This window comes from Leptospiraceae bacterium, from assembly GCA_016708435.1.
Classification (GTDB): Bacteria; Spirochaetota; Leptospiria; order Leptospirales; family Leptospiraceae; genus UBA2033.
Genome location: JADJFV010000033.1, coordinates 16,791 through 41,499 on the forward strand (window position 1 = coordinate 16,791; position 24,709 = coordinate 41,499).

A 24,709-nucleotide genomic window follows, 5' to 3' on the forward strand; every position below is an offset into this window, starting at 1 on the left:
ATTATCTTAGAGTAGGGTTTAAACCCGCCATCAACTCTTTAATAAAAGGTCTGGTCTCTATGGAATGATGTGGTAGCGTTAATCGCTCGTTAGTAATCACCAATTCATCGTAGGTCAAAATATCTAAATCAATTTCTCTTGGTCCTTTATCGTATCGCTTAATTCTTCTGAGTTTACTCTCGATTAGCTGTAGTTGGTCTAATAGGGCAAGTGGGGAAAGATTTGTTTCAATCAATAAAATACAGTTTAAGAAATCGGGTTGATCTGTTATTTCTAAAGCTTTTGTTTCTAGAATGCGAGACTTAGCAATTATCTTTGTTGGAATACTTTCCACTTCTATGATTGATTGTTGGATGTATTGTAATCTATCACCTAGATTAGATCCAATAGATATTAGGGATTTATGTGAATTTAACTCTGACAAGCGTCATCCAGATGTGCTCATTTGAAATTTCAATCGGTAGTCGGGACATTCTAATTTTATTTCGTGAGTCATTTCGCATAATCTAGAGTAGACTCTTCCTTCTCCTTTTTCTTTCCAATCACTGAGGGGGGAATTAGAAGTAAGTAGAGTGATTTTTTCTTTTTCATATCTTGAATCAATTAAATCGTAAAGTTTGGAATTTACCCAGTCAGAGTCTTTTTGAACACCGAAGTCATCTATTACTAGAACATCAATGTCCGCAAATTCCATTTCTATACTTCTTTCCTGTCCGTGGTATTCGCTGTCCTTTTGGTAAGTGTCTTTTAATGCATTTAAGAAGTCTTTGCTGATCTTAGCATAACGGCATTTTACCCCATAGCGAAAGATTAATTCGTTTAGAATAATGCAGGCTAATAATGTTTTGCCTGAACCGGTTCCTCCTGAAAGATACATTCCCTGTTTTGGTTTATCTTTCCAGTGTGCAGGATTGTCCCAGTTATTTATTAACTCATTTGCCCAATCATGTGCAACGAAAAGAGAAATCATATTATTCCCCGAAACATCCATAGAATTGAGAAAACGATATTTATAACGCGGAGGTATATTCGATGCATCAATGATTTTGTCGAGTCTATTTCTTGTTAGCCTCGCCTCTTGACAGAAGCAAGGAATCATTTTGTTTAAGGATTCTTCGTAAACTAAGTAGGGGGCTTTTGCTTTGGCGGGACATTTGACGCAATGCTCTGTGACGCAAGAGCATAATCCCAATGAGCCGGTGCGCGAGCCAGTTATCATTTCATCTAAAACGATTCCGACTCCCTTGCAGTATGGACAGGAAGAGTCTCCTGTCTTTATGTTTTTTAGAATCCCATCAAGTATCATCTATCGTTTTCGTCTACTGCTCTTTCTTGAAGAAGAGCCGCCGGAACTTGTAGAAGAAGTATTCGTGTCGATCTTACGTTTGTTGCTGATATGAAGTAAATCGTTTTGATTTCCGTTCATGTTAAACAAATCAATGTCAGTAGTTTCCTGTCCGACTTTCTTGTATTCAACTTCTTTCTCTTCGATCTTTGTATCTTCTGCTACTTCTACTTTCATTAAGAAGCTTAAAATTTCTGCCTTGAGATTGTCTACCATCGTTGCGAAAATTTTAAAGCCCTGGATTTTGTATTCTACGAGTGGATTTTTTTCTCCGTAACCAACAGTCCAGATTCCATCGCGCAAATGATCCATTACATATAAATGTTCTTTCCAGCGATGATCCAAAATATCTAGTAGGATACTTCTCTCAAGATATTGCCAGACTTCTTTTCCTACTTTAGAAATTTTATTTTTGTAAACAGAAATAAATTCTGAATTCAATGTCTCTCTTAGTTTATCGCGAACATCATTGGAACGAGGAAAGTTTTCTTCTTTGATTCGAATAGAAACATTCATCGTTGTTAGCCACTCATTTAACGAAAGATAATCCCAAGAGGTTGGGTTTTTTCCTTCGCAATGTGTATCAATTTGTAGATCAACTGTTTCTTTGATCCAATCTTCGACTAGCTCTTCCATATTGGCTTCTTCATTTAAAACATCATTTCTGAGGTTATAGATGAATATCCGCTGAGCGTTCATTACATCATCATACTCTAATAAATGTTTGCGGATATCAAAGTTATGCCCCTCAACTCTTTTTTGAGAGCGGGCAATCGCATTGCTAACCATCTTGTGCTCAATCTCTTGACCTTCCTCCATCCCAAGTTTTTGCATGATAGAGGAAATTCTATCCGAACCAAAGATTCGCATCAAGTCATCTTCTAATGAAAGATAAAATCTACTAGAGCCCGGATCTCCCTGGCGTCCCGATCTACCGCGCAACTGATTGTCAATACGACGGGCTTCGTGTCTTTCTGTGCCTAATATGTGTAAGCCGCCAGCGTTTAATACATCTTGGTGAGATTTTTCCCAGTTCAAAGCATCTTCTAAGATTTCTCTTGCTTTCTTTTTCTTTCCGTGTTGGGCAAATTCTTCCGCAATCGCTCTTGCTGAATCAAAGTCTTTTTTCTTAATAGCAGTTTTAAATTCTTCAATTTCAGAATCGTTCTCTGTCCATTTTTCCATCAGCTCTTTGTGCTTTTGTGATCCACCTAGAACAATATCAGTCCCGCGTCCCGCCATGTTCGTTGCAATGGTTATTGCTCCCGGCTTACCGGCGTTAGCTATAATCTCAGCTTCTTTCTCATGGAACTTAGCATTTAAAACGTTATGCGGTAGTCCTACTGCTCTAAGCTTGTTAGAAAGTAATTCTGATTTTTCAATCGAAATAGTTCCAACTAGGATTGGTTGTTTTTTTGAATGCAAATCTTTTATCTCGTTTACGATTGCATTGAACTTTTCTCTTTCTGTTCGATAGACTCTATCTGCATGATCGAGTCTCTTCATTTTTATATTAGGTGGAATTACAATTACATCTAATTTATAGATTTTTGCAAACTCTTCTGCTTCTGTATCAGCCGTTCCAGTCATACCGGAAAGCTTTCCATAAATTCTAAAATAATTTTGGAATGTAATAGAGGCAAGTGTTTGTGATTCCCGAGCGATTGTTACTTTTTCTTTTGCTTCGAGTGCTTGGTGTAATCCATCTGAGTAGCGTCTACCGGGCATTAGGCGACCGGTGAATTCATCTACGATTAATACTTCGCCATTTTGAACTACGTAGTCTACGTCTCTCTGGAATATTTTGTGTGCTTTGAGTGCCTGGTGAACATGGTGAACAAGTTCCACATTGTCCGGAGAATACAGATTATCCACTCCGATGATTTGCTCTACTCGCTTGACACCACTCTCAGTCAAAAGAACGTTACGCGCTTTCTCATCTACTTCATAGTCTTCTTTGTCTACGAGTTTAGGAATGACTGCATCTATTTTGATATAATTGTCTGTTGATTCATCTGCTGCTCCTGAAATAATAAGGGGAGTTCTCGCCTCATCAATGAGAATAGAATCCACCTCATCCACGATACCAAAGAAATGTTCTCTCTGAACTTTGTGTTCCTTTCTTGGAACCATATTATCTCTTAGATAATCAAATCCGTATTCGTTATTCGTTCCGTAAGTAATATCTGAGCCGTATGCTTCTTGTCTTTCTTCGTGCTCCATATCGTGTTGGATAATACCAACTGTCACACCAAGAAAATCATAGATTGGTTTCATCCAGAGAGCATCGCGCCTTGCCAAATAGTCATTTACCGTAACTACATGCACTCCTTTTCCGGCAAGCGAGTTTAAATACACAGCAAGTGTAGAAGTAAGAGTCTTTCCTTCCCCGGTTTTCATCTCTGCGATGTTTCCCCAATGAAGAGCAATACCACCCATCATTTGCACATCGTAATGTCTAAGACCCATTACCCGCACGGATACTTCGCGAATAGTAGCAAACGCTTCTGGTAAAATATCATCTAGTGTTTTTCCATTAGCCAATAGGTCTTTGAATTTTTTCGTTTGTTTTTTTAAATCTTCATTAGAAAGTTTTTGAATTTCTGGCTCGAATGAATTAATCTCTACGACTATCGGAGTTAGTCTTTTTAAATCTCTTTCATACTTACTTCCGAATATAAACTGTAATACTTTTTGAAACATTGTTTTTTATTTTTTCCTTGGTTAATTCGCCTTAGACGCAATTATATTATCGAAAAGGATACGGGCGTTCGCTTCCATTTCTTGTTGTTTAACTTTGATTTCATTGGATATATTTCCAATGGTTTGTGGAATTTCTTTGTGAACTTTCCACCATACTTCTAGCATTGGGTAGGTTACTTCAAAATGACATTGAATCCCATATCCTTTATTTTTATATGAGAACATTTGATTTTCATACTTTTCACTGGAAATAAGTCTTTCTGTGTTTGGAGGCAAATCAAACGTATCCCCATGTAAATGAAACGCAGTGAGATTTGCGGAAGTAATTCCTTGAAACACATTGTGTGCGGTATTAGTAACGGAGACTTTAGAAAAACCAATTTCCGCTCCATTTGCTCCTTTCATTACTGTTGCTCCAAGAGCTTTGGCTAGAATCTGTGAGCCGAGGCAAACACCAATTACCTTCTTGCATGGAATTGCCAGCGCGTTTTCTACAAGATTGATATAAGGCTTGAAGAAGGATTCTTCTTTCGGATCATAAACAGACTGAGGTCCTCCCATAAGAATGATAGTGTCGAATATTTGCTGGGATTCGGGAATGAGTTGAATTCCTTTTCTATAAGCATCATGGTAAGTAATTTTGTAATTCGCATTACGAAGGGAGTTTTCAATTATACCTGGTCCTTCACAATCTAGAAAGCGTATAATTAAACTTCTCACTAAGCTCCTCCTAACATTAGTTTGAAAAATTTTACTTTGTTTTCTGTTTGAATTAAGTTCAATTCTTTTTCTTCACTGATTGGTCCTATGAAGTTATAAAATAGAATCAAAGGCTTTGTCTTAAATAAGAGCGTTTCAGGTCTACCAGTAATTAGACCGTCCCCTTGCGAAACTCTAAAAGGTCTTTTCATAATGAGGATTTGGAGTTCAATTTTCTTTTCCGAGACTTCCTTTTCCATAATTGCCTTTGCTTTAGGATAAAGCTCATCGAAAGAGGATGTGGGCTCTGCATCAGGAACGATGTCGTAGGGGTCTACTACCATGTAGAGTCCTAGCGATTTGTCTTTGTTTACTTCTTGGAATAGGTAATTAAGTGCTGGAATCTCTTTAACGCAAGGTATGCAGGTAGGTGCATAGACATTGATTGCGAGTCGGCGAAGTGGTAGCTCGGCTAAAACTATTGGCTTTCCTAAAAGGTCTAGACCTTCGTAAAGAGAAACATCAAAGTTAGATTGTTTTTGGGAATAACAATTGGCTAAGAAGGCAGTTAATAGAAAAATAATGATTTGTTTCATTGCGTATATTTTTTAACTATATCTTCTTGGATAGGGGGTAAGGCAAGTAAGATAAAATTTTAATTATTAAATTCATTGACGATAGTTTTTCGTTGAAATGATGGCGTATTACCCCGTACGACAATGATTTTTGACGAAAACTTATTGCCCCCGCCTACTGAAATTCATAGCAAGCATTAGCAAGCTTTGATTTAGGTTAATCTGAACTTATTATAGGAGTCTAAATGAGCACACAAGAATTTGAAATTGGCAAATTAATTGAACTAGCGAGACACAAAAAATATGAGCTTACCTCCGCTGGTTTTGCTGCCTTGGACAAGATTGAAAGGATAGCAATTCCTAAAAAATTAAAAACTAGAAAGATCGCTGTGCAAGCTTTACATGCACTTTCCGATGGACTTGTTCAATATGGTTATTTTTCAGCAGAAGAAAGAAAGAAACTACACGCAGAAGCACATATGTCAGATGCTCCTTATAAAGGATTCAAAGGTCTATTTTCTAACTCTGCTGCTCCTGTTGTGGAAGAAGACATTGAAGAAGATTTTATTCCTCAAGAAGAAGAAGCTAAGCATGATTATGTTGCTGATGGAGAAGAGTTAGATTCTGCTCTTTCTGAAGAAGAAGAGGATGAAGACGAAGAGGATGAAGATGATGAGGACGAAGATGATGACGATCTCGAAGATGATGAAGACGATAAATAGTTGCGTCTAGGAGTTTCCCATTTCTCATTTTTTGCATTTTAATTCGAACGGGCTACCAAATTTACAAAACAGTAAGAATGGTAGCCTTATTTATTCCAAGCATGACCCAATCAAAGAAAGCAATCGCTTTTCTGAAACTATTTTAAATGAATACTCTTCTCTTAAATATACTCCTTCAACTATGATTTGTTTTGGATTTGGTATGGGCTATCATATCGAATCTTTATTGCAGATGAGTGGAGGCAATATACGATTAGCCTGTGTTGAGCCCGACCAATCCATATTAGAAATTCCAGAAGTAAAAAAAAAATCCTAGAATTAGTAGAAGAATTCAAATCTAAAGACTCTGAACTAAAAGTTTATTCTCTTTCTGATTTTCCTTTTTCTGAATATTCTCCTGTTTCTAAATATACATTTTCCTTTCCCTATTATTCTCGCAATTTTGCGAATGAACTATTTTCTTTTCATGAATCACTAAAAGAAAAAACAGGGATCAACAAAACTACTATCTCCCATTTTGCACGCACTTGGTTTAGAAATTACTTTGTGAATTTAGATTTAAGTCTTGAACGCGGAAATAGGGCAGGCTTTGTTTTTATGGATAGTTTTCCCTTTAATGGAAAAGACGTTCTATTTGTAGGAGCGGCTCCTATTTTAGAAGAGCAAATGGAATGGATAAGACTTAATCAAGATCGATTCTTTATTCTGTCTTCGGATACTGCTTGTTATTCACTATTGGCTAATGACATTCGCCCCGACTTTATTCTTTCGATTGATGCAGGGCGGGGAACTATTTATCATTTTAGAAATATTCCTGCTGACATTCCAATCATTACTTGGCTAGGGGCAAATAGTCATATATTCCGATTACCAAATCCTGTTTATTTGTATTTATCTACTTATCCACTCGACCAAGTATTGCATTCCATAATTTTTCCAGATAGAGAGTTAGTGTTTAAAAATCCTTCTCTCAATGTAGCCGGCTTAGCAAAGGTAATCGCTGAGTATTATTCTGCCAATAGACTTATACTAAGTGGGGTAAGTTTTAAAATTCAATCTGGTAAAACACATGCCCGCGGAACAGGCTATGAGAATTATAATATTCCAAAAGTAAATCGGTATTATCCCATGGAGGCATACAGCCCGAAGGCTTACCAAAAAGAAATCAGCCCTAAGAATCATTTGGCACTTTATCATCTAATGGAAAGTAACCATATGGAGATACTAAAGCCGGAATTGATTTCCGAAATAAAAATCGGAACGGCGATATATAAGACGAAACCGCTTTCACTTAAAGTATCCGAAAAATACATTGATAAGTTCAAAAAATTTCTATTCAATCAAACGATTCAAAGAGAAATACTGAGTGAAACAGGTCTAGAAAAAGCTTCTATAATAGAATTGTGAAAAGATTTCTCTAAGATAATTTTTCCAATTATTAAGAATAAAGAAAAGTATGAAATGAAAGCGACCTACAAGCCACATAGAAGCCGAATTCGGCTCGAAGATAGCTTTTAGATTCGAATAAGCTTGGTATTATCTAAATCGTTTGTATCCATTCTATCTCAAGACTATTCCGCACCATAATGCGGAATAGTCTTGACTATTTCGCATTATGGTGCGGAATAGTCGTATGAGGTTAGATTTTAGAGAAATAATTCTAAAGGATTTGAGTAAGAAAATGGTTTTTCTTGTTGGTCCAAGGCAGGCAGGGAAGACTTGGCTTTCTAAAAGCATTCGAAATTCTGATTTTGTTTATCTAAACTATGACAATGACGCGGATAAGAAAATCATAGATAATAGAGCTTGGGATCCTCTGGCTAAATTAATTATTCTAGATGAACTTCACAAAAGACCAGATTGGAAAAACTTCATCAAAGGAATTTATGATAAGCGTAACCCGAACCAAGAGTTTCTAGTTACCGGTAGTGCAAGATTAGACATTTATCGCAACACAGGAGACTCTCTATCTGGACGGTATTTTACTCATAGACTTTTGCCTTTTGTTCCAAGAGATTTAGTCGGAACAAAATGGGAGGGAGATTTGTCAAGACTCTTAGAGCGAGGTGGTTTTCCTGAACCCTTCCTGGCAGAGGACGCGGTGGAAGCAGACCGATGGAGACTTCAATATGTAGATGGTTTGATTCGAGAAGATGTTTTTACGATCGATACAGTAGAAAATCTCAAATCTTTACAATCAGTTCTGCGTCTTTTACAGTCTAGAGTAGGCTCTCCTATCAGTTATACTTCAATCGCAGAAGATGTTCATATATCTCCGAATACCGTAAAAAAATACATCGGACTACTCGAAGCCTTGTTCATTGTTTTTAAAGTTCCACCTTTTTCAAAGAATATTGCCCGAAGTCTTCTCAAAGAGCCTAAGATTTATTTCTTTGATACAGGGCTTGTTGTAAATGATGCAGGTTCACGATTTGAAAATTTGACCGCCTTATCCCTATTATCCCATTGCTATCGTCGTGAGGATTGGATGGGCAAACGCACATCTTTGCATTATATTCGCACTAAAGAAAAGAAAGAAGTGGATTTTCTAATTGCTGAAGACGAAGAGCCAACCTTACTTATTGAAGCGAAATACCAAGACGAAAAAATTTCTCCAACACTTCGCTACTTCTCCGATAAATACAAAATTCCAGGAGTGCAAGTTGTCCTTCATTTAGATTCAGAATACCAAGAAAATTTGATAAAAGTAAAAAAAGCAGATAGGTTTCTAGTCGCTCAGAACTTGGTTTAGAATTATTCAAAACTGAATGTCTCTGGTAAATCCCATCGGGGAAGAATTTCACCCTTTTTCAATTAAAAAAAAATCTTTTCAGCAAACGATTCTAAAATTACCAAGTAATTACAGAGTTGTTGCAAAAAAATATTCCCGGTTTTGCAGACTAGAGTTTAATACTATTGTTGGAATAAGAGAATTTATGAGAGAGATTAAAACAGTTACAATCGTCGGAGCGAATGGCTCCATGGGTGCAGGCAGTGCAGCTATCGTTGCCGCGTTTGGAGAAGCGAAGGTTCATATGCTTGCGAGAGACGTTGATAAAGCAAAGGAAGGTATTGCCAAAGCAATTAAGTCTGTAAGAACCGATACAATCAAATCAAGAATGATTCCTGGAACTTACGATAAAGATTTAGCTAAAGCAGTCGCTGAATCAGATTGGGTATTTGAATTAGTCGCGGAAAGTTATGCTGTCAAAGAGCCGATCAATGCACAAATAGCAAAGGCTCGCAAACCTGGAACGATAGTATCCACAGTATCGTCTGGATTATCTATTGAAAGACTTGCGAAATCATTTGATGCAGATGGACAAAAACATTATTTTGGAACTCACTTTTTCAATCCTCCTTACAAAATGATTCTTTGTGAATTAGTATCACACAAAGGTTCTGATTTAAAATTAAAAGCTGAGCTAGGAAAATACTTAGAGCAAAAACTTCGCCGTGCTGTTGTTTATACAAATGATACTCCAGCCTTCGCAGGAAATAGAATTGGATTTCAATTAATGAATGAAATCGCTCAGTTTGCTGAAAAGTATCAGAATAAGGGCGGTTTGGCTCTTATGGATGCTATCATGGGTGGATTTACAGGTCGCGCAATGGGACCGTTAGCCACTGTTGATTTCGTTGGTCTTGATGTTCACAAAGCTATCGTTGATAATCTATATGAGTTTACTAATGATTCTGCGCACGAAACTTTTAAACTTCCTAAATACATGCAGAAATTAATTGATAAAGGTGACCTCGGTGGAAAGACCGGACAGGGTCTCTTTAAAAGATCAAAATCTGCTGACGGTAAACGTGAAAAGTTTGTTTATAATATTTCTACTGGAAATTATGATCCGTATCCAAAATTTGATATTCCTTTCGCAAAAGAAGCAAGTGCAAAGATTGCTTCTTCTGATTACAAAGGTGCAATGGAAGTTATTAAAGCAGCAAAAGGCTTAGAAGCTGATCTTTGCCGTTATTTCCTAGCGCGTTATATCAGTTATTCGCTCTCTATTGTTGGTGAAGTTGTTGATACAAAAGAAAATGCTGATGCAGCAATGGGATTTGGATTTAACTGGGTTCCTGCTTCTGCCTTTGTTGATTTACTCGGTGGTGTTGTTGAAACTAAAAAGTTTCTCACAGCATCTAAGATTGAAATACCACAAGTATTAGCAAAAGCAAATCCAAAAGAAACATTCTACAAACTACAAAATAAACTAGATGCAAGAGCGCTATTCAGAGCGTAAGGAGAAAAGAAATGGCAAAAGGAAATCCAGTATACATACTCGGTGGAGCACAAACCGACTTTCAAAGAAATTGGTCAAAAGAAGGTAAAACATTTCTTTCTATTATGAAAGAAGTTACAGATGACGGACTGTTAGCCGCAGGCATTGATTATAGTGAAATTCAAAAATTAAACAAGAACAATCGAGTTGCTGTTTTCGTTGGAAATTTTGATGCAGAACAATATGCAACACAAGGACATCTTGGCGCATTCTTAACGGAAGTAAATCCTGCATTTAACGGAGTTCCAGGTGGAAGATTTGAAGCTGCTTGTGCTTCTGGCTCTATTGCACTTGACGCTGCTGCAACTAAGATTCGTGTAGAAGACTATGATGTAGCGATTGTTGTTGGCGTTGAAATCATGAAGACTGTTAATTCAGCAATAGGCGGTGACTTCTTAGGAACTGCTGCTTATTACGAAAAAGAAGCGAAGGGAATTGAATTTCCATTTCCTAAACTCTTCGGTAAGCTAGCCGATGTTATCCTCGACAGATACAAACTCAAAGAAGCAGTGTTTATGGATGCACTCGCTGAAATCTCTCGAATCAATTATGCAAATGCAAAGAGAAATCCAAATGCTCAAACCAGAAGTTGGTTCATGAATAAAGAACATGCAGCAGCCCGCGGTGGAGAAAACAATATGGCAGTGGGCGGAAGACTTTGTATTGCTGATTGTTCTCAAGTAACTGACGGTGGCGCATTAGTAGTATTAGCCTCTAAAAAATATGCTGCTGAGTATGCAAAGAAACGCAAATTAAAACTAGGTAGTATTCCACAAATCAAAGGCTGGGGACATAGAGTTGCTCCTGTTACCTTTGAAGGAAAAGTTGCTGAATCTAAAGGGAACAAATTCATTCTTCCTTGGACAAAGACTACTGTAGACGACGCTTACACAAGAGCTAAGATGAGTGTTAAAAATATTGATGTATTCGAAACTCATGACTGCTTCACTTCTAGCGAATACGCAGCAGTATCCGCTTTCGGAATTTCAGCGCCCGGAAAAGAGCACGAAGCAATCCAAAAAGGAGTCATCGACTTCAACGGTAAAAAGCCAATTAACCCAAGTGGTGGGCTAATCGGTGTTGGTCACCCTGTAGGAGCAAGTGGAGTTCGCATGATGCTTGATCTCTACAAACAAGTAACCGGCACAGCAGGTGATTACCAAGTCAAAGGTGCCAAAAATGGGCTTATGCTCAACATAGGTGGATCGGCTACAACTAACGTTGTGTTCATCGTCGGAAGATAAATCACAAGTAGGGGCAGAATATATTCTGCCCCTACCTACTAACTACATTGTATCTACCAAGACATTACAAACAAGACAAGAAGAAGAGCACAAATTATTCTTTGATAATTTTTATAGTGCTTGGATTACTTTTAATAACTAGCGTAGTTGTTAAATGGAAAAGCATTGTCTCTTATTTTTCTGGAAATAGTATTCAAAAGATTTCCAAGTTAGAAGAAAAAATAAATGAGAGTCTTGCTAAAAAAACTTTTCCCAAAAACCTAATCGGTGAATATAAGGCTGCTACAAATCTTTACTTCGAAACCGCGCCGATTGATTCAACAGCCAATTATCTAATAGCTAAAACGTATTACTATCAAGTCTTAGATCGAATTCAATTCGATATGACTGAAATTATTGAACTGACTTCTTTTGAACGAAAAAAATCTTACATAGAATACTTTCATGCTGAGGAAGATTTGGAATCTATGTATAGAATAGCCTTACGGGCTAATTCTTTTAATCCCAAGTTCAATGAATCAGAATCAAACAAGCTATTAATGTATTTATATGAATTGATTATAAATCGAAAGAAACCAGCCATTTTACTTGGAGAATTATCCTTATTAGATGCAACCAAGCTTAATAAGGAAATGGAAAAGACTTTTGTTTGGATGCAAATTATTAGCTCTACCCTTTCCGGGAATATCGACTATTTAGAAAGTTCTCTGGCAAGCAATGAAAATCTAGGCGAGAAAAAAATTGATATTCAACCTAGAAATATTTCCTATTTAAAAGGAATTACTTATTATCATAATGGTGATTATGTTAAGTCTTTGAATTTCTTACGCGAATCCAAATTGGGATACGATTTAATAACAATCGAAGCCACAAAGTTTGAAGCAATGATTTTCTTTCAGCAAAATTTACATGAAAAAGCAGTCTCTCTACTTGAAACGATTTATGGAGAAACTGGCTCTCAGGATAAAAAGATTATTCGTTTATTAAAACAAATAATTGAAAGTAAGCCGGGTTTAAAAACAAAATTAAAACTTGAAGATTAAACCGTAATTTGTTCTAGTTGTCCAAAAGACGTTATGGCACATAATGTGGGGGCTCTGAGGCACATAGGGTCTTGACTGCTAAGATATGGATGATAGACTTTGATTCAAGCGGAAATCCTATCTATAAACTCAATTCGGCAAATATGATTGTTAAGCTCTAAGGATTCGCGTTATCTGTAAATTTCTGCTTTTCTTAAAAAAGTATTTGAAAAATTAAAACCATATTATAGTATACGCACATTCTAAACGCCATAGAATGGTCTTACATAAATCAGGCAAAGATTGATTTTCTTGAATGATTTTTTATATTTTTTGGGAGGAGCCTTTGAAATACTTATTATCGCCGGAAAACGCTATCGATACTTTCATCAAATCCAAGAAAGAAAACAAACAAGTTCCAGACAATGTTCTGGAGTCCTTACGTAACTATAAAAAATGGGGACAAAATTCCTTAACAGGGTTGCTAAACGCATCCGCCTATTTCCCTGAAATATTGATTGAAGAGAAAATGGAAGAAAGCATTTACAAACTTCTTTCTCAATTTAAAAAGCTGGAAGTTCATAAATAATCTTGATAGACACGATTTCTTATAAAGTAATTTACCAAGAGGCAAATCCTTATGGATCGTTGACTGCCTATTTAGAGGACGATTCAAGGACTGTTTATCTTTATCTTCAGTCAGAGCAAAATCCGGAATGGAAGATTAGAGCCTTATGGATTCGCAATCGAGTAGCTGCACCAGATAAACGAGATCAGGCTGATTTCACTAATGGATTAGCTCCGATATTACTTGCAAATGAAGTTTCATCGGATGTAGATATATCGGAGATTAAGGCAGAAGACGTTCATTTTATTTGGACAGAAGAAGGGGATGGAGTCGCTGTATTCATTAAAGAAGAGCTACATGCATTTCTTCCTTCTTGGTCTGGAATAAAAGGTCTTGCTGGCTACTCGAAGTTTGCCCGTGTTGAGACTATCACTGCTCATCCGCTCGGTGATTCTAATCACGGAGTAATTGCGGAGATTGTAGAACGTTCCCGTAAGTTCTGGGAGTTTAGAGCAGAGAAAGATTCATCGAAAAGAATTCAATCTTCTCGTCTTGACTTTCTCGAAAGCAAATTCGGACAGCATACTAAGTATTGGTCTGCCGATGGCGGCAAATTCCCGTATGTCGGCATTGCAAAGTTTGAATCACCAATTTTCCCTGAAGTTATTCTTTATTCTACAGTTGGACTCAGTGCTCAGAATATGCCAACGGTGGATTTATTTCATAAGGATTATCTCGATTATGCGCGAGTTGAACTTGTAATCGCTGTTCGTTATTTGCCGGGAGACAAATCTGAAACATGGGTGCCTCATTTTCTAGGTGAGCTTGTTAAATTTCCATGGAATATGACTAAGTGGTTAGGGGCAGGACATACAATTTCTATGAATCGCCGTGATCCAGATGCTTTGCATTTGAATTTTACATCTGCCATTTTATTGAAAGATCTTTCTTCTGTAGATAATTCAGATTTAAAGTTGGCTACAATTCCTGATTTGAATGGTTTAATTACGGAATCAAATCAACCTGTAAATTTTTTATTTATTCAACCAATCAATGACGAAGAGGCATATTTTATGAGATCAGAAGGCTCCAAAGCCCTGATGAGTTTGATTGCAGAGAAAGGAGTTGGCTGGGTTCACAATTCTGAAAGAGAAGGACTGTTATGAATCTTACAGCCAATCTAAATAGAATAAACTTTGCGGGAAAAGAAAAAATGCTTGCGTTTTCTATGTCAGAAATAGAATCTCCTTCACTTCTTTTAGGTAAGCAAGTTAAATTAGAAATTTCTAATATGTTATAAGGACTATTCAGATTATGAAGAAATATATTTTAAAAGAACAAAAGACATTATCCACCATCTTAGGCAAACTTATCACCAAGGCTGTCAATTCTATCCATGAGGATAAACGCTATATAATTACCAAAGTGACTGCAGAAAAAGATTTGAATAACTCTGTAAATATTATTCTCGAGCCTATGGACGGAGAAGAAATGGGCAAGCCCGATCTTCTAGTTGCAATCATGAAGGAGAATAAAGTCGAAATTCGAATCAAGCAAGAAAATCCATATCGCAATGATTTATACCATGTAATCGAAGTTATTATCGAGCCACTCGAGAGATCGGCTGCACGTGCAACCATTAAAAATATTAAGCTTCTCAATTTACATTATTCCCCACAACTAGATTTGACTTCTGTATTGTCGCTTTACGGAAAGACTTCGATGATTACGCAAACGATTCAAAAGTTTCAGGTAATGCTAGAAACTTCTCTGAATCAATTCGGTTATTTTATTACTAAGGTTCGCGTTGGATTTTACTATGCAGCGGATACTCCTTTATTAAACGCTCTCGCTGATACAAAGAATTCCTATTTTCTCCGTGACGCTTATAAGAAACAATTTTATACAGAAAGAGCTTTCTTTAATCCTGTTACAAAATTCAAACCACAAAATATCGACGCGATTGTGCAAAACCATCTACTCGATAACGTCAAATCAGTATTAATCGTTCCATTCTTCGGAGCGGGTAACGCATTGTTAGGTTATGTAGAGCTTTTAAGTAGTCTACCAAATCTTGGAAATGAATATTTACAAAACGATATTGAATCTCCCCTTGGTATTGGTCAGCTAGTAAACTTTATTGCATCTCGTTGTGAAGATTTTACTTTCGAGTTAGAATTGTCTTATGTGAAAGAATGGAAAATGTTTTCTCCTAAAGAGGATGCAATCGATATTAGCCAGGACGGACGTGGATTAGGACTATTTCTCTCTACTATCAAAGACTACTCATTCTTAGAATCTGGCTGTAAAGTTGCCTTCTCAATTCCAATCAACAAAAAGCATTACCTTTTCTATGCAGGCGTTAAGAATGTAAAAAAATCCAAAGGTGAAGTTCCTGGAACAAGTATGGGTGTTAGAATCTATAGTTGCGATCAACCAGAAGGAATTGGTTTAATGGCATCGTATGCAACACAATTGATTACTAAGAATATTAATTAACTCCTGAATAGAAACTTTGCCTCAGAGTCCAGTCACTGAGGCAAAGACTTTTTTATTATTCGTTCGGCGAACTTGGAAACTGAAATTTCTTCGGGCAATTACCAAATCCATTTTCTCCACCTTTAGTCTTAATGGGGTTACCAGGGTTTTTTCCCCATTCATAAAGAACGAAGACTCCAGATACATTTTTCCCTTTACAGGAAAAACGAACTGCTCCTGAGAGAGAGGGAAGATTTTTTTCGACAGCAGCGTTTACTTCTTCTCTGCCGATAGGTTTATCAGCAAGTGATTCAAATGCTTTAGAAATATCGCGTGCATGTTCAAGAGCCCACTTAAAATAAGCCACAGGTTCAAGAGGAGAGCATACTCCGTGTTTAACCCATTCGTGTCTCTCCAGACATTTCTCTTTTCCTGCCATGTATTCACTTAAAGTCTTCCATTCCTTTGATTCATATAGACCTTTAGGCTCTGGATATTTACAAAACTTTCCGCGTTTTTCACTCTGGGTTTTGCATTCGCTTGGATCGCAGTTTCCTTCCGGAAATCCGCTCGTATAATTAGGCCAGAGTCCGTGTAGTTGAAGGATTGATTTCTTTGGAAATGATTTACAGCTTGGATCGTTCTTAGGATTATTGCAAAATGTTGCCGGCACAGTTAGATCCAGTCGATAGAGTTTTTCTTTTTTAGAATCTATATCACAACTTGGCTCAGCGACAAGTAAACCTAACTGAAATAAAAAAAAGAGTGGTGTGATAAAAATGAATTTCTTTTTCATAGTTTTTTTTGCTCCTTAATGGATAATAAGAATTATTTGTTCGCTTCTTGCAATGCCTGCAGAAATATTTCTGGATCTTGTGCACCGGCAACTCCAATTTGGCGATTGAATACAAAGAACGGAACACCCCGAAGACCTAGGCGCATTCCTTGTTCTACATCTGAATGAACGTTATCCGCTAGATCATCTGACCGAAGCATGGATAAAATCTCGCTCTTATCGAGTCCAATTTCATCTCCTATAGTTGCGAGTGTTTCATGATCTGCAAAGTTTTTGCCTTCAGTGAAATAAGCTTTGAATAGTCTTTCTTCCATAGCATCCCCTAGACCATGCTTCTTTGCAAGTTGAATTAGACGATGTGCATCGAAAGAATTCGCAATCACCGCCTTATCGAAGTTATACTCTAGTCCGACCGACTTAGCCATATTAATCACATTTTCGTGCATCTTTTTAGACCATTCTAATGATTGACCTTTTGCCTCTGCTAGGTAAGTATATATATCCTTGTCCGGCTGAGCTTTAATATTGGGATCGAGTTGATAACTACGCCAAATAATTTCTACTTTGTCTTTATTTGGGAATTTTTCTAGAGCAGCTTCGAATTTTCTCTTTCCAATATAACAAAACGGACACATGATGTCTGACCAAATTTCTACTTGCATGGAATAAGCTTTTTATTACTGATAAATACAGCAAGTTTTTTTTAAGTCTAAATCACCTCTGGCGGGTGAAAGGATGAAATTACGGGCTGGCTGCGGCGGGGCCGGTGGTTTGGGCGCAAAAAAATTTCTAGGATGACAATGTATACTATAACAGGAGAATTTATGAAGCAAAGGATTTTATCTATATTTTTATTTCTGTGCGCCTTACAGGGATTATTCGCCATAGAAATAAAAAGTTTAACGGGGAAGCGTTTGATTTAAAGACCGGCAAACGGCTGTATTACGATCACCATGAAGAGTTTTGGGAAAACGGAAAGCATATTTATTCGATCATTCAATACAAAGACACAAATGGAAAAGTATTTTGCTAAAAAACGAATTGTATTTCAAAAGAGTGCAACCCGCGCAGATTTTAAATTGGAAGACTTTCGGGATGGTTACATTGAAGGAGCCGAGGTAACAGGAAATCAAATTAAATTTGTATATCGAAAAAATGAAAAGGAAGATGTAAAAGAAGCTGTGATTACTGCACCGAATAATGCGGTGTTAGATGGTGGGTTTGATTATTTTGTGCTTGAAAACTGGGATTTTATTTTAGCGGGTAATAAGAAGATTCTGAATCTTTGTGCTCCTTCCCAGCAAGACTGTTTCAAATTTGTTGTATTTAAAACGGGAGAAACAAAAAGAAAAGGATTAGATGTAGTCAATATGAAAGTAGAATTAAACAATCCAATTCTAGCTGCATTTGTAAAACCAATTCTACTTGTGTATGCTAAAGACACAAAAAAGCTTTTACAATATGACGGCATCTCTAATATTAACAATGAAGATGGCAAAAGCCATGTAGTCCGAATTACATACGATAATAACTAGAGGTATTTATGAACTTTAAACGAGAAGCTTTAAACCTAAGTGGCGGCAAAGCAGAATTAATCACAATCCAAACAAACGAACAGAATTCTTTAACAAGACCAACGATGCTTGAACTTGCTAAAATCCTAAAAGAAATCCAGACTGACGATTCTTACAAAGGAGCAATCCTCACTTCTGAGAATCCAAAGTTTTTTTCTAATGGTCTTGATGCAGAAACACTTATCAACACACCTCCTGATGAATTGGTAGATGCAGTTGGCGGCATATGCATATTATTCGGAGAAATGCTTCGCTTCGACAAACCATTAGTAGCCGAAGTAACAGGTCATGCAATGGGTGGTGGTGCTGTGATGACAATGGCATGCGATTATAAGTATATGCTTTCTACTGGTTGTCGCATTTCATTTACTGAAATAGGTTTTGGTTTGCCATTACCCGGTATGTTCGTTTATAAATTACAACAATCCATTCATCTTACCAAACTAAATGAAATTTGTATGGAAGCCGCTGCCTACAAAGGACCGGAAGCAAAAGAAGTTGGAATGATAGATGAAATTGCAGCAACAAAAGAAGACTTACGAAAACTCTCTATAAAAAAACTAGAATCCGTTTTCCGTTTTCCATTATCCGCTGTAAGATACACAAAACAAAATATAAACATGCGAGCACTCGACGATTTCGAAACTCATCTAAGAAATTCCCGCGATTGGCTTTCTATTCCAGCTATTAAAAATAATATGCTCGAAGCAATGAAAGCATTAAAGGAAAAAAGAAGACCAGTGTTTGTATAGAACAGCCGTTTGCCGCAATCTTGAGAAGGCGTGATTTTTTGCATTCATTCTGAGCTTGCAAATGAGAAATCTATCTCGCATACAATAATAGTTTTAAGCAAGGTAGATTTCTCGCTAGGGGGCTGTTCGAGGTGACAGGGAAGTTGAAAAAAAATATTCAACAATAAACCATGTATACCGAAATGTCATAGCACCTTAAAAGATAAACCAAAAGACTTAAATGCCAAAAGGCGGCTAGAGGGGTTAAGATTGCAGAACCTTAATGCCTGTTTTCAAAATACATACACCGCACCGGACACTAAAGCAGAATTACTCATGGACATGAAAACAGAAGCCTTAGCAAACGCTGAGTAAGGTTTTGCAAGTAGTGAGAGAAACTTATAATAACTTTTTCTTTTTCCTCTTAGCATTACCCATCACTTTCCTAGTAAGAACACAATTAAAATATTGGGTCGTAAGTTGATTTTTTGATTGAAAAGTTAGATATAAAGTATACAAAAGGCTTCCTAAACTATCAATCGGATATATACAATGATTATGACCACAGAAAAACATATTTCCATCGGGACGAATCCTGACACATTAAAACCATATAACATTATGCTTGTTGACGATGCAGCGATAGATAGAAGTTTACTCAGAAGGTTCCTGCAATCTGAGAAATTTGATATTTTACATGAATCTGAAACCGGCGATGATTTATTGTATCATCTAGCGCATACTAGTCATATGCCTGATTTAGTTTGTGTTGATTTACATTTACCCGGAAAGAATGGAGTAGAAGTAATTAAAGAGATTAATCAGTTATACCCGACACTAAAAATTTTAGTAGTTTCGGCTTCCGAAGATAAAGGTTTGATTCATTCCCTCTTACAATTAAAGATACATGGATTCTTAAAAAAACCATTCAACCGAAATTCAATCATCGATAAGTTTGGACAAGTGCTAGGACGAGCTGGTATTATTAATGCTTCAGACGCAACAGCTAAAACAATACGTCTTTCTGATCTTGCAATTCCTCCTCTTCCGATGGTCGCTATTAAGGTAATGAGTTTTGATACAGACAATCCGGCAGGCGGCAGCGAAGAGTTAGAAAAAATAATTAGTCCCGATCAAGCGATTACTACGGATATTATGAAGATAGCAAATTCTTCTTATTATGGAAGGTCAGGCAAGATTAATACATTGAGGGATGCGATTACCCTTTTGGGTATGAAGACAGTAAAGAATTTGGTAATGCTTAAATCAAATAAACAATTTACCAAGAATCTTGGTGGTGAAATTTATCAAAAGCAACTTCATGAATTACCGGTATTAACCGCACTGATTGCATTTGATTTAACTAGTCCGCTTGGGTTGAAGCGAATCAGGGAAGAGGTTTTTTTAGCTGGTCTACTTCACAAAATTGGAATGACTATTTTAGCTTTGAATTTTCCAACTCGCTATTCTGAATTATTGGAATTAGCCTCTACTGGAGTGCGAGATTTACTCTTTGTAGAAAAAGAGAATTTTAATACAGACCATATTGAAGCAGGAGCGAGGGTTTTTAAAATGTGGAATATGCCAATCTCATTGCAACAGTCTATAGCACACCAAAACTTTCAACTCAATGCAATGGAAATGATGAGTGATGTAGTCAAGCTGACTAGACTAGCTAATATTCTGGCTTCTAAAATGCTCGGTTTTGTTATTCCTTTGTATGATGCGAACATTGAGCCAGCGATTTACGAATCATATAAATTTACGGATGAGTTAAAAAATTCGTTTCAACAAGAATATTACGATATGATTAAGGATCACCCGTTCTTTGAAATGATGGCTTAGTTACGATTGACTAACAAGCGTCACCCCCACCGAGAAATACAGATTCGATTTTGTCTTTTGTGATTCGAAAGATTTCATAGATGCCTGAGTCGAATCCAATATGATGAAATAGAATAGCTGGAACGCCTGAATTATCTAAATCTAGAATTCCCATAAAGTGAAAGCTACCGCCATAATTTCCTCTTTCTTCTGGTAGTGTTTCAAAATTGGAATGAATTAGTTTGATTTCGTTGTTTTTTAAAATCTCAGCTACAAAAGAGACTGAATGTTTTTCTGTAAATTCTTTCTTAATAGCATATCGAGCTACTAAATAAGATTTGTCTTTAGCCGTAGTAATTTGGATAATCTTTTTTTCGGAAATATTTTCTAGTTCTTTTGCCGACACTTTGTTCTTTTTAAAAACTAAACCTGCTTCCTTGAGAAGATTCGAAGTAAGGTCGGCAGATATTTTTTCTGTGAGTGAATAATTAGACTTAGACTCAGAAATGCCGAGTGTGCCTAGAAATAACTTTTCGTTGGAAGAGGTAAGTTCTTTAGAAGAAGCAGTTCCTGAGATTCCTTTGAATTCCTGACATCCGTATTTAGCAACATTCTCTGCTTTAAAACTTCCTACCTTCTTCGCATTTTGCGATATATCGAATGTTTTCTTGCTTGAAACTGCATAATTGAGAAGATAATTGAAATCGCCCGAACCATCAAAGCCATACCATTTTCCAGAAAAAGAGGCTCCTAGAATTCTCAAAGCGCCTTTTTTTATATTATCTGAAGAGTCACCTGTTCCTACGACTCCGATGAGTTTTGCTTTTTGTATTTCTGTTATAGGGAAATAACCAATAAACTCTTCCGAGGTAAATCCAACTATGCCGCCAGATGTTTTCACTTTCTTCCATCCATAGCTAGCTGGCTCAGTTTCGTCAAGGATAGTCACTGTATCGCCTGCTTTTAGCTTTGCGAGAACATTACCATCTACTGGTTTTTCTCTTACATTCAATACCCCTGATTGAATGAGCACATAACGAGTGTTTGTCTTAGGAAAATCTTCTGCGAAGAGATTCATTGCAAGTATTAGAATTATAAATATTATTTTCATACTAGAGAGATGTGGGGATACAGCAATTCAGTCAATGTTTATTTATGGGGAGTAGCAAAGTGCTTAAAAACATGAAGATTGTCATGGTGAGAATAAAACTAGTGCAACGCACTCGCTTTTTAATATGACGAACCGATTGTCATCATATGTTAAAAAAGAGGTTTTCTTTTTAAGATAGTAAAAAAATAAACTTAACAAGAGAGAGGGGAGGAGAATAAACCGAGTCCGTGTCATTGGTCAGAAAGACCGACGGGAATGCAGGTTCACCAACCCTAAATTAAAACTCTGGACAGTTCAGTAGGCTTCGAGCCTGTATGCGTGATGATAGAGTCTAATTTTTTCTCTCCTGCTAAGCCGTTTTTGGGTAATTTCCGTTATTCAAAAGGACGAAATTTTTTACAAGAAAAATTTTAATAGAGGTGATAACGATGAGATACATTGGGATTGATGTGGCAAAGGATACTTTTGACGTAGCGTTTCCTTCTTCTAATTCAAATTACAAAGTCGTTCAGTTTGTAAATAATGAAGAAGGTGTGAAAAAGTTTATCAAGAAGTTAAAACAAGATGATAGAAGTGTATTAGAGGCAACGGGCTCTTATTCAACACTGCTAACCAAAAGAATCATGGAATCTGGATTTGAGGTTTCTGTTGTTAACCCCTTACAGACAAAATATTTTTCTAAGATGACATTGAGAAGAACGAAGACAGATGCGTCAGACGCGGAGATGATTGCAGAGTATGGCTTGAAGATGTCTCCGGAGCCTGAAAAACCTACTCCAGATTACATTGACGATATGCGTCAACGTAGAGCAGTTCTAAGTCAACTTAAAGAAACTGTAGTTCGATTTAAAATCAATTACATGCAATGAAAGCGAGAGTGCGTCCTGATAAGACTTCAATTAAATTTATCGAGGAAACAATTGCGAATTTGCAAAAGCAGATTGATGAATTAGAAAAAATATGCAAGAGGTAGTAAAAGAAAAAGCAAGTAAGTCTTATGAAAGTTTAGTAAGTATTCCCGGCATAGGAAAGTTATCCGCTATTGAATTAATAGCAATCACTTCGAATTTCGAAAAACTTTACGAATTACAAGCAGTTATCCGCATACGTTGGATTATGCCCTCGTATTTCTGAATCGGGAACAAGTGTAAAGGGAAAAGTTCATTATCTAAAATGGGTATGAGTTCCACGCGGCAACTATTGTATATGTGCTCTATGGCTGCTATCAAATGTAATAAATCGTGTAAGGAAATGTTTAAAAGACTAATAGAGAATGGTAAGCATCGAATGGTTGCCTTAATGGCTGTCGCGAACAAACTAGTAAAGATTGCTTTCACAATCGTAAAAAAAGGCGAACTGTATGATGATAAAAAAGTATGTTTTTCTTGACTTTTTTATCACAGTTCATTCCCGAAATCCTTAATCGGGAATCTCAACAAAAGACCCCCGATAGAAAACGAAACTCAATGTTGCTTCTTGGGGCGCAACATAATGAGGGTGCCATGAATACCCAGGCGGCTTTACGCGAGATATTCTCTGCGCTTTACTAATACTTTAATGCAGCTCTCAGATAATTACGAGTATGCGCTCCGAAGGATTTCATTACAAGGATTAAGAATTCGTCTACTTCTTTCTTTCCGGGAGAATCTACTTTGACTTCTTCGTAACGAACATTGTAATCCATAAATTTAAAAATCTCTTCCCATCCTTCAATACTCTCGTCTAACTGACTTGCCCTTTCATTTGATTCTTTAGACAATACCTTTCGGATATAATCTTGATTAAACTCTCCATAGGACGTATCTCCACTGATGTCAGAGAAGGCGCGTAACATTAGATTATCTGTTTCTTTATTTTTAAAAATACTATAGAACCATTCAAATTGGTAATACTCAATAGCAATATGTCTATCAGCAACTCTTTTGATCATTCCATTCTTTGCTCCATCTAAACCAAATTTTGAAATGATATTAATCAAAAGCATTCTAGGTGCTCCGACTCCTGGAATTAATGTTGTGTGGTAAGGCTGAGTTAAATCTTGCACAAAGTGTAATCCCCATCCGGTAAATCGATAACCCCAATATGGATGACCTGTTTTGAATGCAAATCTAGCAAGAGATAAATATTGATTCATTCGATATTCAGGAAGAGTGCGTTTAATAAATCCACCTGCTGCATATACAATTCCTGCTTCATGATAAAAGCCCATATGAAAAGGTGCTTGTGAGCCATACTCAAATCTTTTGTCGCCAAATGGCTGTTGGCCGAAACCATATATTTTTCCTTGCTCGGTAATGACTCCTTTGCCTGCTTCTACTTCATTGTCTTCATACAATCCAATATCATGTCCATAGTCCGGCTCATCTGCGGCTGTAGCCAAAACAGCAAGGGGACTAACGTTTGCTTTTGGTTTTAAAGCTCTATAGGTCATGCGATTAAAAAAAGAAATATCTTTATATACACTAATTTTCTCAATTGGAAAACTTTCCGCTTTAGAAACATTTGTCCCAGGTAATTCTTGGATATAATAAGCAAGAGGTATGTTTGGATTTAATCTCATCGCCATTAAGAAATTTTTTCTTATATTTTGTTTATCGTTTGGATCAAATAGGATTGAGTCAGGTTTTGGTGGATAATTTTGAATATTCGCACGAGCAAAATCTTCTTGCTCTTTCATTAATACTGCAAGACCTTGGCTTTCCTTTTTGAGGAAGTCTTCAAAAGACTCGACTTGCACTGGCTTAGCATCTTTTACTTCAGGCATATTGGCAAGGGCAGGGTATGTTCCAAGGGTATGGTCTGTCCAAGCAAACAATCCTGTTCCTGATAGAAATATTAGCATAATGGAAATAGTTATCTTTCGGTTATTTTTCATTTTTTATTGTGTTCTCCTACATTTTACTTGTTATTGCAATTCCAAAAAAATGCGTCAATGAAGTTTAGCAGTGTGTAAAAAAAATTAAATAGACATTTCATTTATACTTAGGATAAAAGTAAAACAGCATTGTCCACAGTATAAAAAAGAGTTGAT

26 protein-coding genes are annotated in these 24,709 nt (G+C 36.7%); 17 read left to right on the forward strand and 9 right to left on the reverse strand.

The annotated features are described in order from the left end of the window. Position 1: 1 nt before the first annotated feature. From folK to IPH52_20865, 5 genes are read right to left on the reverse strand one after another with little or no spacing between them, the layout of a single operon-like run. Positions 2-424 carry a 2-amino-4-hydroxy-6-hydroxymethyldihydropteridine diphosphokinase gene (folK, locus tag IPH52_20845; GenBank protein MBK7057450.1) on the reverse strand — a complete coding sequence of 141 codons (423 nt, stop codon included), beginning with the start codon at positions 422-424 and terminating at the stop codon, positions 2-4. Positions 425-427: 3 nt separating this feature from the next. Then, positions 428-1,306, reverse strand: a complete 879-nt coding sequence (locus IPH52_20850; protein MBK7057451.1) for an ATP-binding protein — start codon at positions 1,304-1,306, stop codon at positions 428-430. Next, positions 1,307-4,048, reverse strand: coding sequence for a preprotein translocase subunit SecA (gene secA, locus IPH52_20855; protein ID MBK7057452.1), 2,742 nt, complete (start codon positions 4,046-4,048; stop codon positions 1,307-1,309). It abuts the gene before it with no gap. Between the two features lie 21 nt (positions 4,049-4,069). Continuing rightward, positions 4,070-4,768 (reverse strand): type 1 glutamine amidotransferase, encoded by a 699-nt coding sequence (locus IPH52_20860; protein ID MBK7057453.1) that lies wholly within the window; start codon positions 4,766-4,768, stop codon positions 4,070-4,072. Next, entirely contained in the window at positions 4,768-5,343 is a 576-nt protein-coding gene (locus tag IPH52_20865) for a TlpA family protein disulfide reductase (GenBank protein MBK7057454.1), read from the reverse strand. The genes IPH52_20860 and IPH52_20865 overlap by 1 nt, the downstream gene beginning before the upstream one ends. Before the next feature lie 224 nt (positions 5,344-5,567). Between IPH52_20865 and IPH52_20870 the strand changes: the two genes are divergently transcribed. The 11 genes from IPH52_20870 to IPH52_20920 all read left to right on the forward strand — a co-directional run bounded on the left by IPH52_20870 (position 5,568) and on the right by IPH52_20920 (position 15,663). After that, a complete protein-coding gene (locus tag IPH52_20870; GenBank protein MBK7057455.1) occupies positions 5,568-6,044 on the forward strand; it encodes a DNA primase in 477 nt (158 codons plus the stop codon). Between the two features lie 31 nt (positions 6,045-6,075). Then, positions 6,076-6,360 (forward strand): hypothetical protein, encoded by a 285-nt coding sequence (locus IPH52_20875; protein ID MBK7057456.1) that lies wholly within the window; start codon positions 6,076-6,078, stop codon positions 6,358-6,360. A 230-nt stretch (positions 6,361-6,590) separates the two neighbouring features. After that, positions 6,591-7,451: a DUF115 domain-containing protein gene (locus tag IPH52_20880; GenBank protein ID MBK7057457.1), complete on the forward strand. Its 861-nt coding sequence runs from the start codon at positions 6,591-6,593 to the stop codon at positions 7,449-7,451. Between the two features lie 226 nt (positions 7,452-7,677). Then, complete coding sequence (locus IPH52_20885) at positions 7,678-8,796, forward strand: ATP-binding protein (protein MBK7057458.1); 1,119 nt, start codon at positions 7,678-7,680, stop codon at positions 8,794-8,796. Between the two features lie 184 nt (positions 8,797-8,980). Further along, positions 8,981-10,291 (forward strand): 3-hydroxyacyl-CoA dehydrogenase family protein, encoded by a 1,311-nt coding sequence (locus IPH52_20890; GenBank protein ID MBK7057459.1) that lies wholly within the window; start codon positions 8,981-8,983, stop codon positions 10,289-10,291. A gap of 11 nt (positions 10,292-10,302) precedes the next feature. Beyond that, positions 10,303-11,574, forward strand: a complete 1,272-nt coding sequence (locus IPH52_20895; GenBank protein MBK7057460.1) for a thiolase domain-containing protein — start codon at positions 10,303-10,305, stop codon at positions 11,572-11,574. Positions 11,575-11,675: 101 nt separating this feature from the next. Further along, on the forward strand, positions 11,676-12,617 hold the full coding sequence (locus IPH52_20900) for a hypothetical protein (GenBank protein MBK7057461.1): 942 nt from the start codon (positions 11,676-11,678) through the stop codon (positions 12,615-12,617). A 295-nt stretch (positions 12,618-12,912) separates the two neighbouring features. Continuing rightward, positions 12,913-13,185: a hypothetical protein gene (locus IPH52_20905; protein ID MBK7057462.1), complete on the forward strand. Its 273-nt coding sequence runs from the start codon at positions 12,913-12,915 to the stop codon at positions 13,183-13,185. A gap of 2 nt (positions 13,186-13,187) precedes the next feature. Beyond that, positions 13,188-14,330: a suppressor of fused domain protein gene (locus IPH52_20910; GenBank protein MBK7057463.1), complete on the forward strand. Its 1,143-nt coding sequence runs from the start codon at positions 13,188-13,190 to the stop codon at positions 14,328-14,330. Beyond that, positions 14,327-14,464 (forward strand): hypothetical protein, encoded by a 138-nt coding sequence (locus IPH52_20915; GenBank protein ID MBK7057464.1) that lies wholly within the window; start codon positions 14,327-14,329, stop codon positions 14,462-14,464. The genes IPH52_20910 and IPH52_20915 overlap by 4 nt, the downstream gene beginning before the upstream one ends. Before the next feature lie 14 nt (positions 14,465-14,478). Then, complete coding sequence (locus IPH52_20920; protein MBK7057465.1) at positions 14,479-15,663, forward strand: hypothetical protein; 1,185 nt, start codon at positions 14,479-14,481, stop codon at positions 15,661-15,663. Positions 15,664-15,718: 55 nt separating this feature from the next. On the opposite strand, the gene IPH52_20925 is transcribed toward IPH52_20920, so the two are convergent. Next, positions 15,719-16,438, reverse strand: a complete 720-nt coding sequence (locus tag IPH52_20925; GenBank protein ID MBK7057466.1) for a hypothetical protein — start codon at positions 16,436-16,438, stop codon at positions 15,719-15,721. Between the two features lie 32 nt (positions 16,439-16,470). Further along, entirely contained in the window at positions 16,471-17,100 is a 630-nt protein-coding gene (locus IPH52_20930) for a DsbA family oxidoreductase (protein MBK7057467.1), read from the reverse strand. A 291-nt stretch (positions 17,101-17,391) separates the two neighbouring features. Here IPH52_20930 and IPH52_20935 point away from each other — a divergent pair, with 291 nt between their 5' ends. The 3 genes from IPH52_20935 to IPH52_20945 all read left to right on the forward strand — a co-directional run bounded on the left by IPH52_20935 (position 17,392) and on the right by IPH52_20945 (position 20,588). Continuing rightward, positions 17,392-17,973: a hypothetical protein gene (locus tag IPH52_20935; protein MBK7057468.1), complete on the forward strand. Its 582-nt coding sequence runs from the start codon at positions 17,392-17,394 to the stop codon at positions 17,971-17,973. A gap of 8 nt (positions 17,974-17,981) precedes the next feature. Continuing rightward, positions 17,982-18,764 (forward strand): enoyl-CoA hydratase/isomerase family protein, encoded by a 783-nt coding sequence (locus tag IPH52_20940; protein MBK7057469.1) that lies wholly within the window; start codon positions 17,982-17,984, stop codon positions 18,762-18,764. A 537-nt stretch (positions 18,765-19,301) separates the two neighbouring features. Continuing rightward, entirely contained in the window at positions 19,302-20,588 is a 1,287-nt protein-coding gene (locus IPH52_20945; protein MBK7057470.1) for an HDOD domain-containing protein, read from the forward strand. 10 nt (positions 20,589-20,598) lie between these two features. On the opposite strand, the gene IPH52_20950 is transcribed toward IPH52_20945, so the two are convergent. Beyond that, positions 20,599-21,678 (reverse strand): SH3 domain-containing protein, encoded by a 1,080-nt coding sequence (locus tag IPH52_20950; protein MBK7057471.1) that lies wholly within the window; start codon positions 21,676-21,678, stop codon positions 20,599-20,601. 428 nt (positions 21,679-22,106) lie between these two features. Here IPH52_20950 and IPH52_20955 point away from each other — a divergent pair, with 428 nt between their 5' ends. The 3 genes from IPH52_20955 to IPH52_20965 all read left to right on the forward strand — a co-directional run bounded on the left by IPH52_20955 (position 22,107) and on the right by IPH52_20965 (position 23,067). Beyond that, positions 22,107-22,547 (forward strand): transposase, encoded by a 441-nt coding sequence (locus IPH52_20955; GenBank protein MBK7057472.1) that lies wholly within the window; start codon positions 22,107-22,109, stop codon positions 22,545-22,547. Between the two features lie 197 nt (positions 22,548-22,744). Then, a complete protein-coding gene (locus tag IPH52_20960; protein MBK7057473.1) occupies positions 22,745-22,861 on the forward strand; it encodes a transposase in 117 nt (38 codons plus the stop codon). Continuing rightward, on the forward strand, positions 22,852-23,067 hold the full coding sequence (locus IPH52_20965) for a hypothetical protein (protein MBK7057474.1): 216 nt from the start codon (positions 22,852-22,854) through the stop codon (positions 23,065-23,067). The genes IPH52_20960 and IPH52_20965 overlap by 10 nt, the downstream gene beginning before the upstream one ends. A 157-nt stretch (positions 23,068-23,224) precedes the next feature. Here the strand turns inward: IPH52_20965 and IPH52_20970 are convergent, their stop codons facing one another. Then, complete coding sequence (locus IPH52_20970) at positions 23,225-24,553, reverse strand: phospholipase (GenBank protein ID MBK7057475.1); 1,329 nt, start codon at positions 24,551-24,553, stop codon at positions 23,225-23,227. Positions 24,554-24,709: the final 156 nt, after the last annotated feature.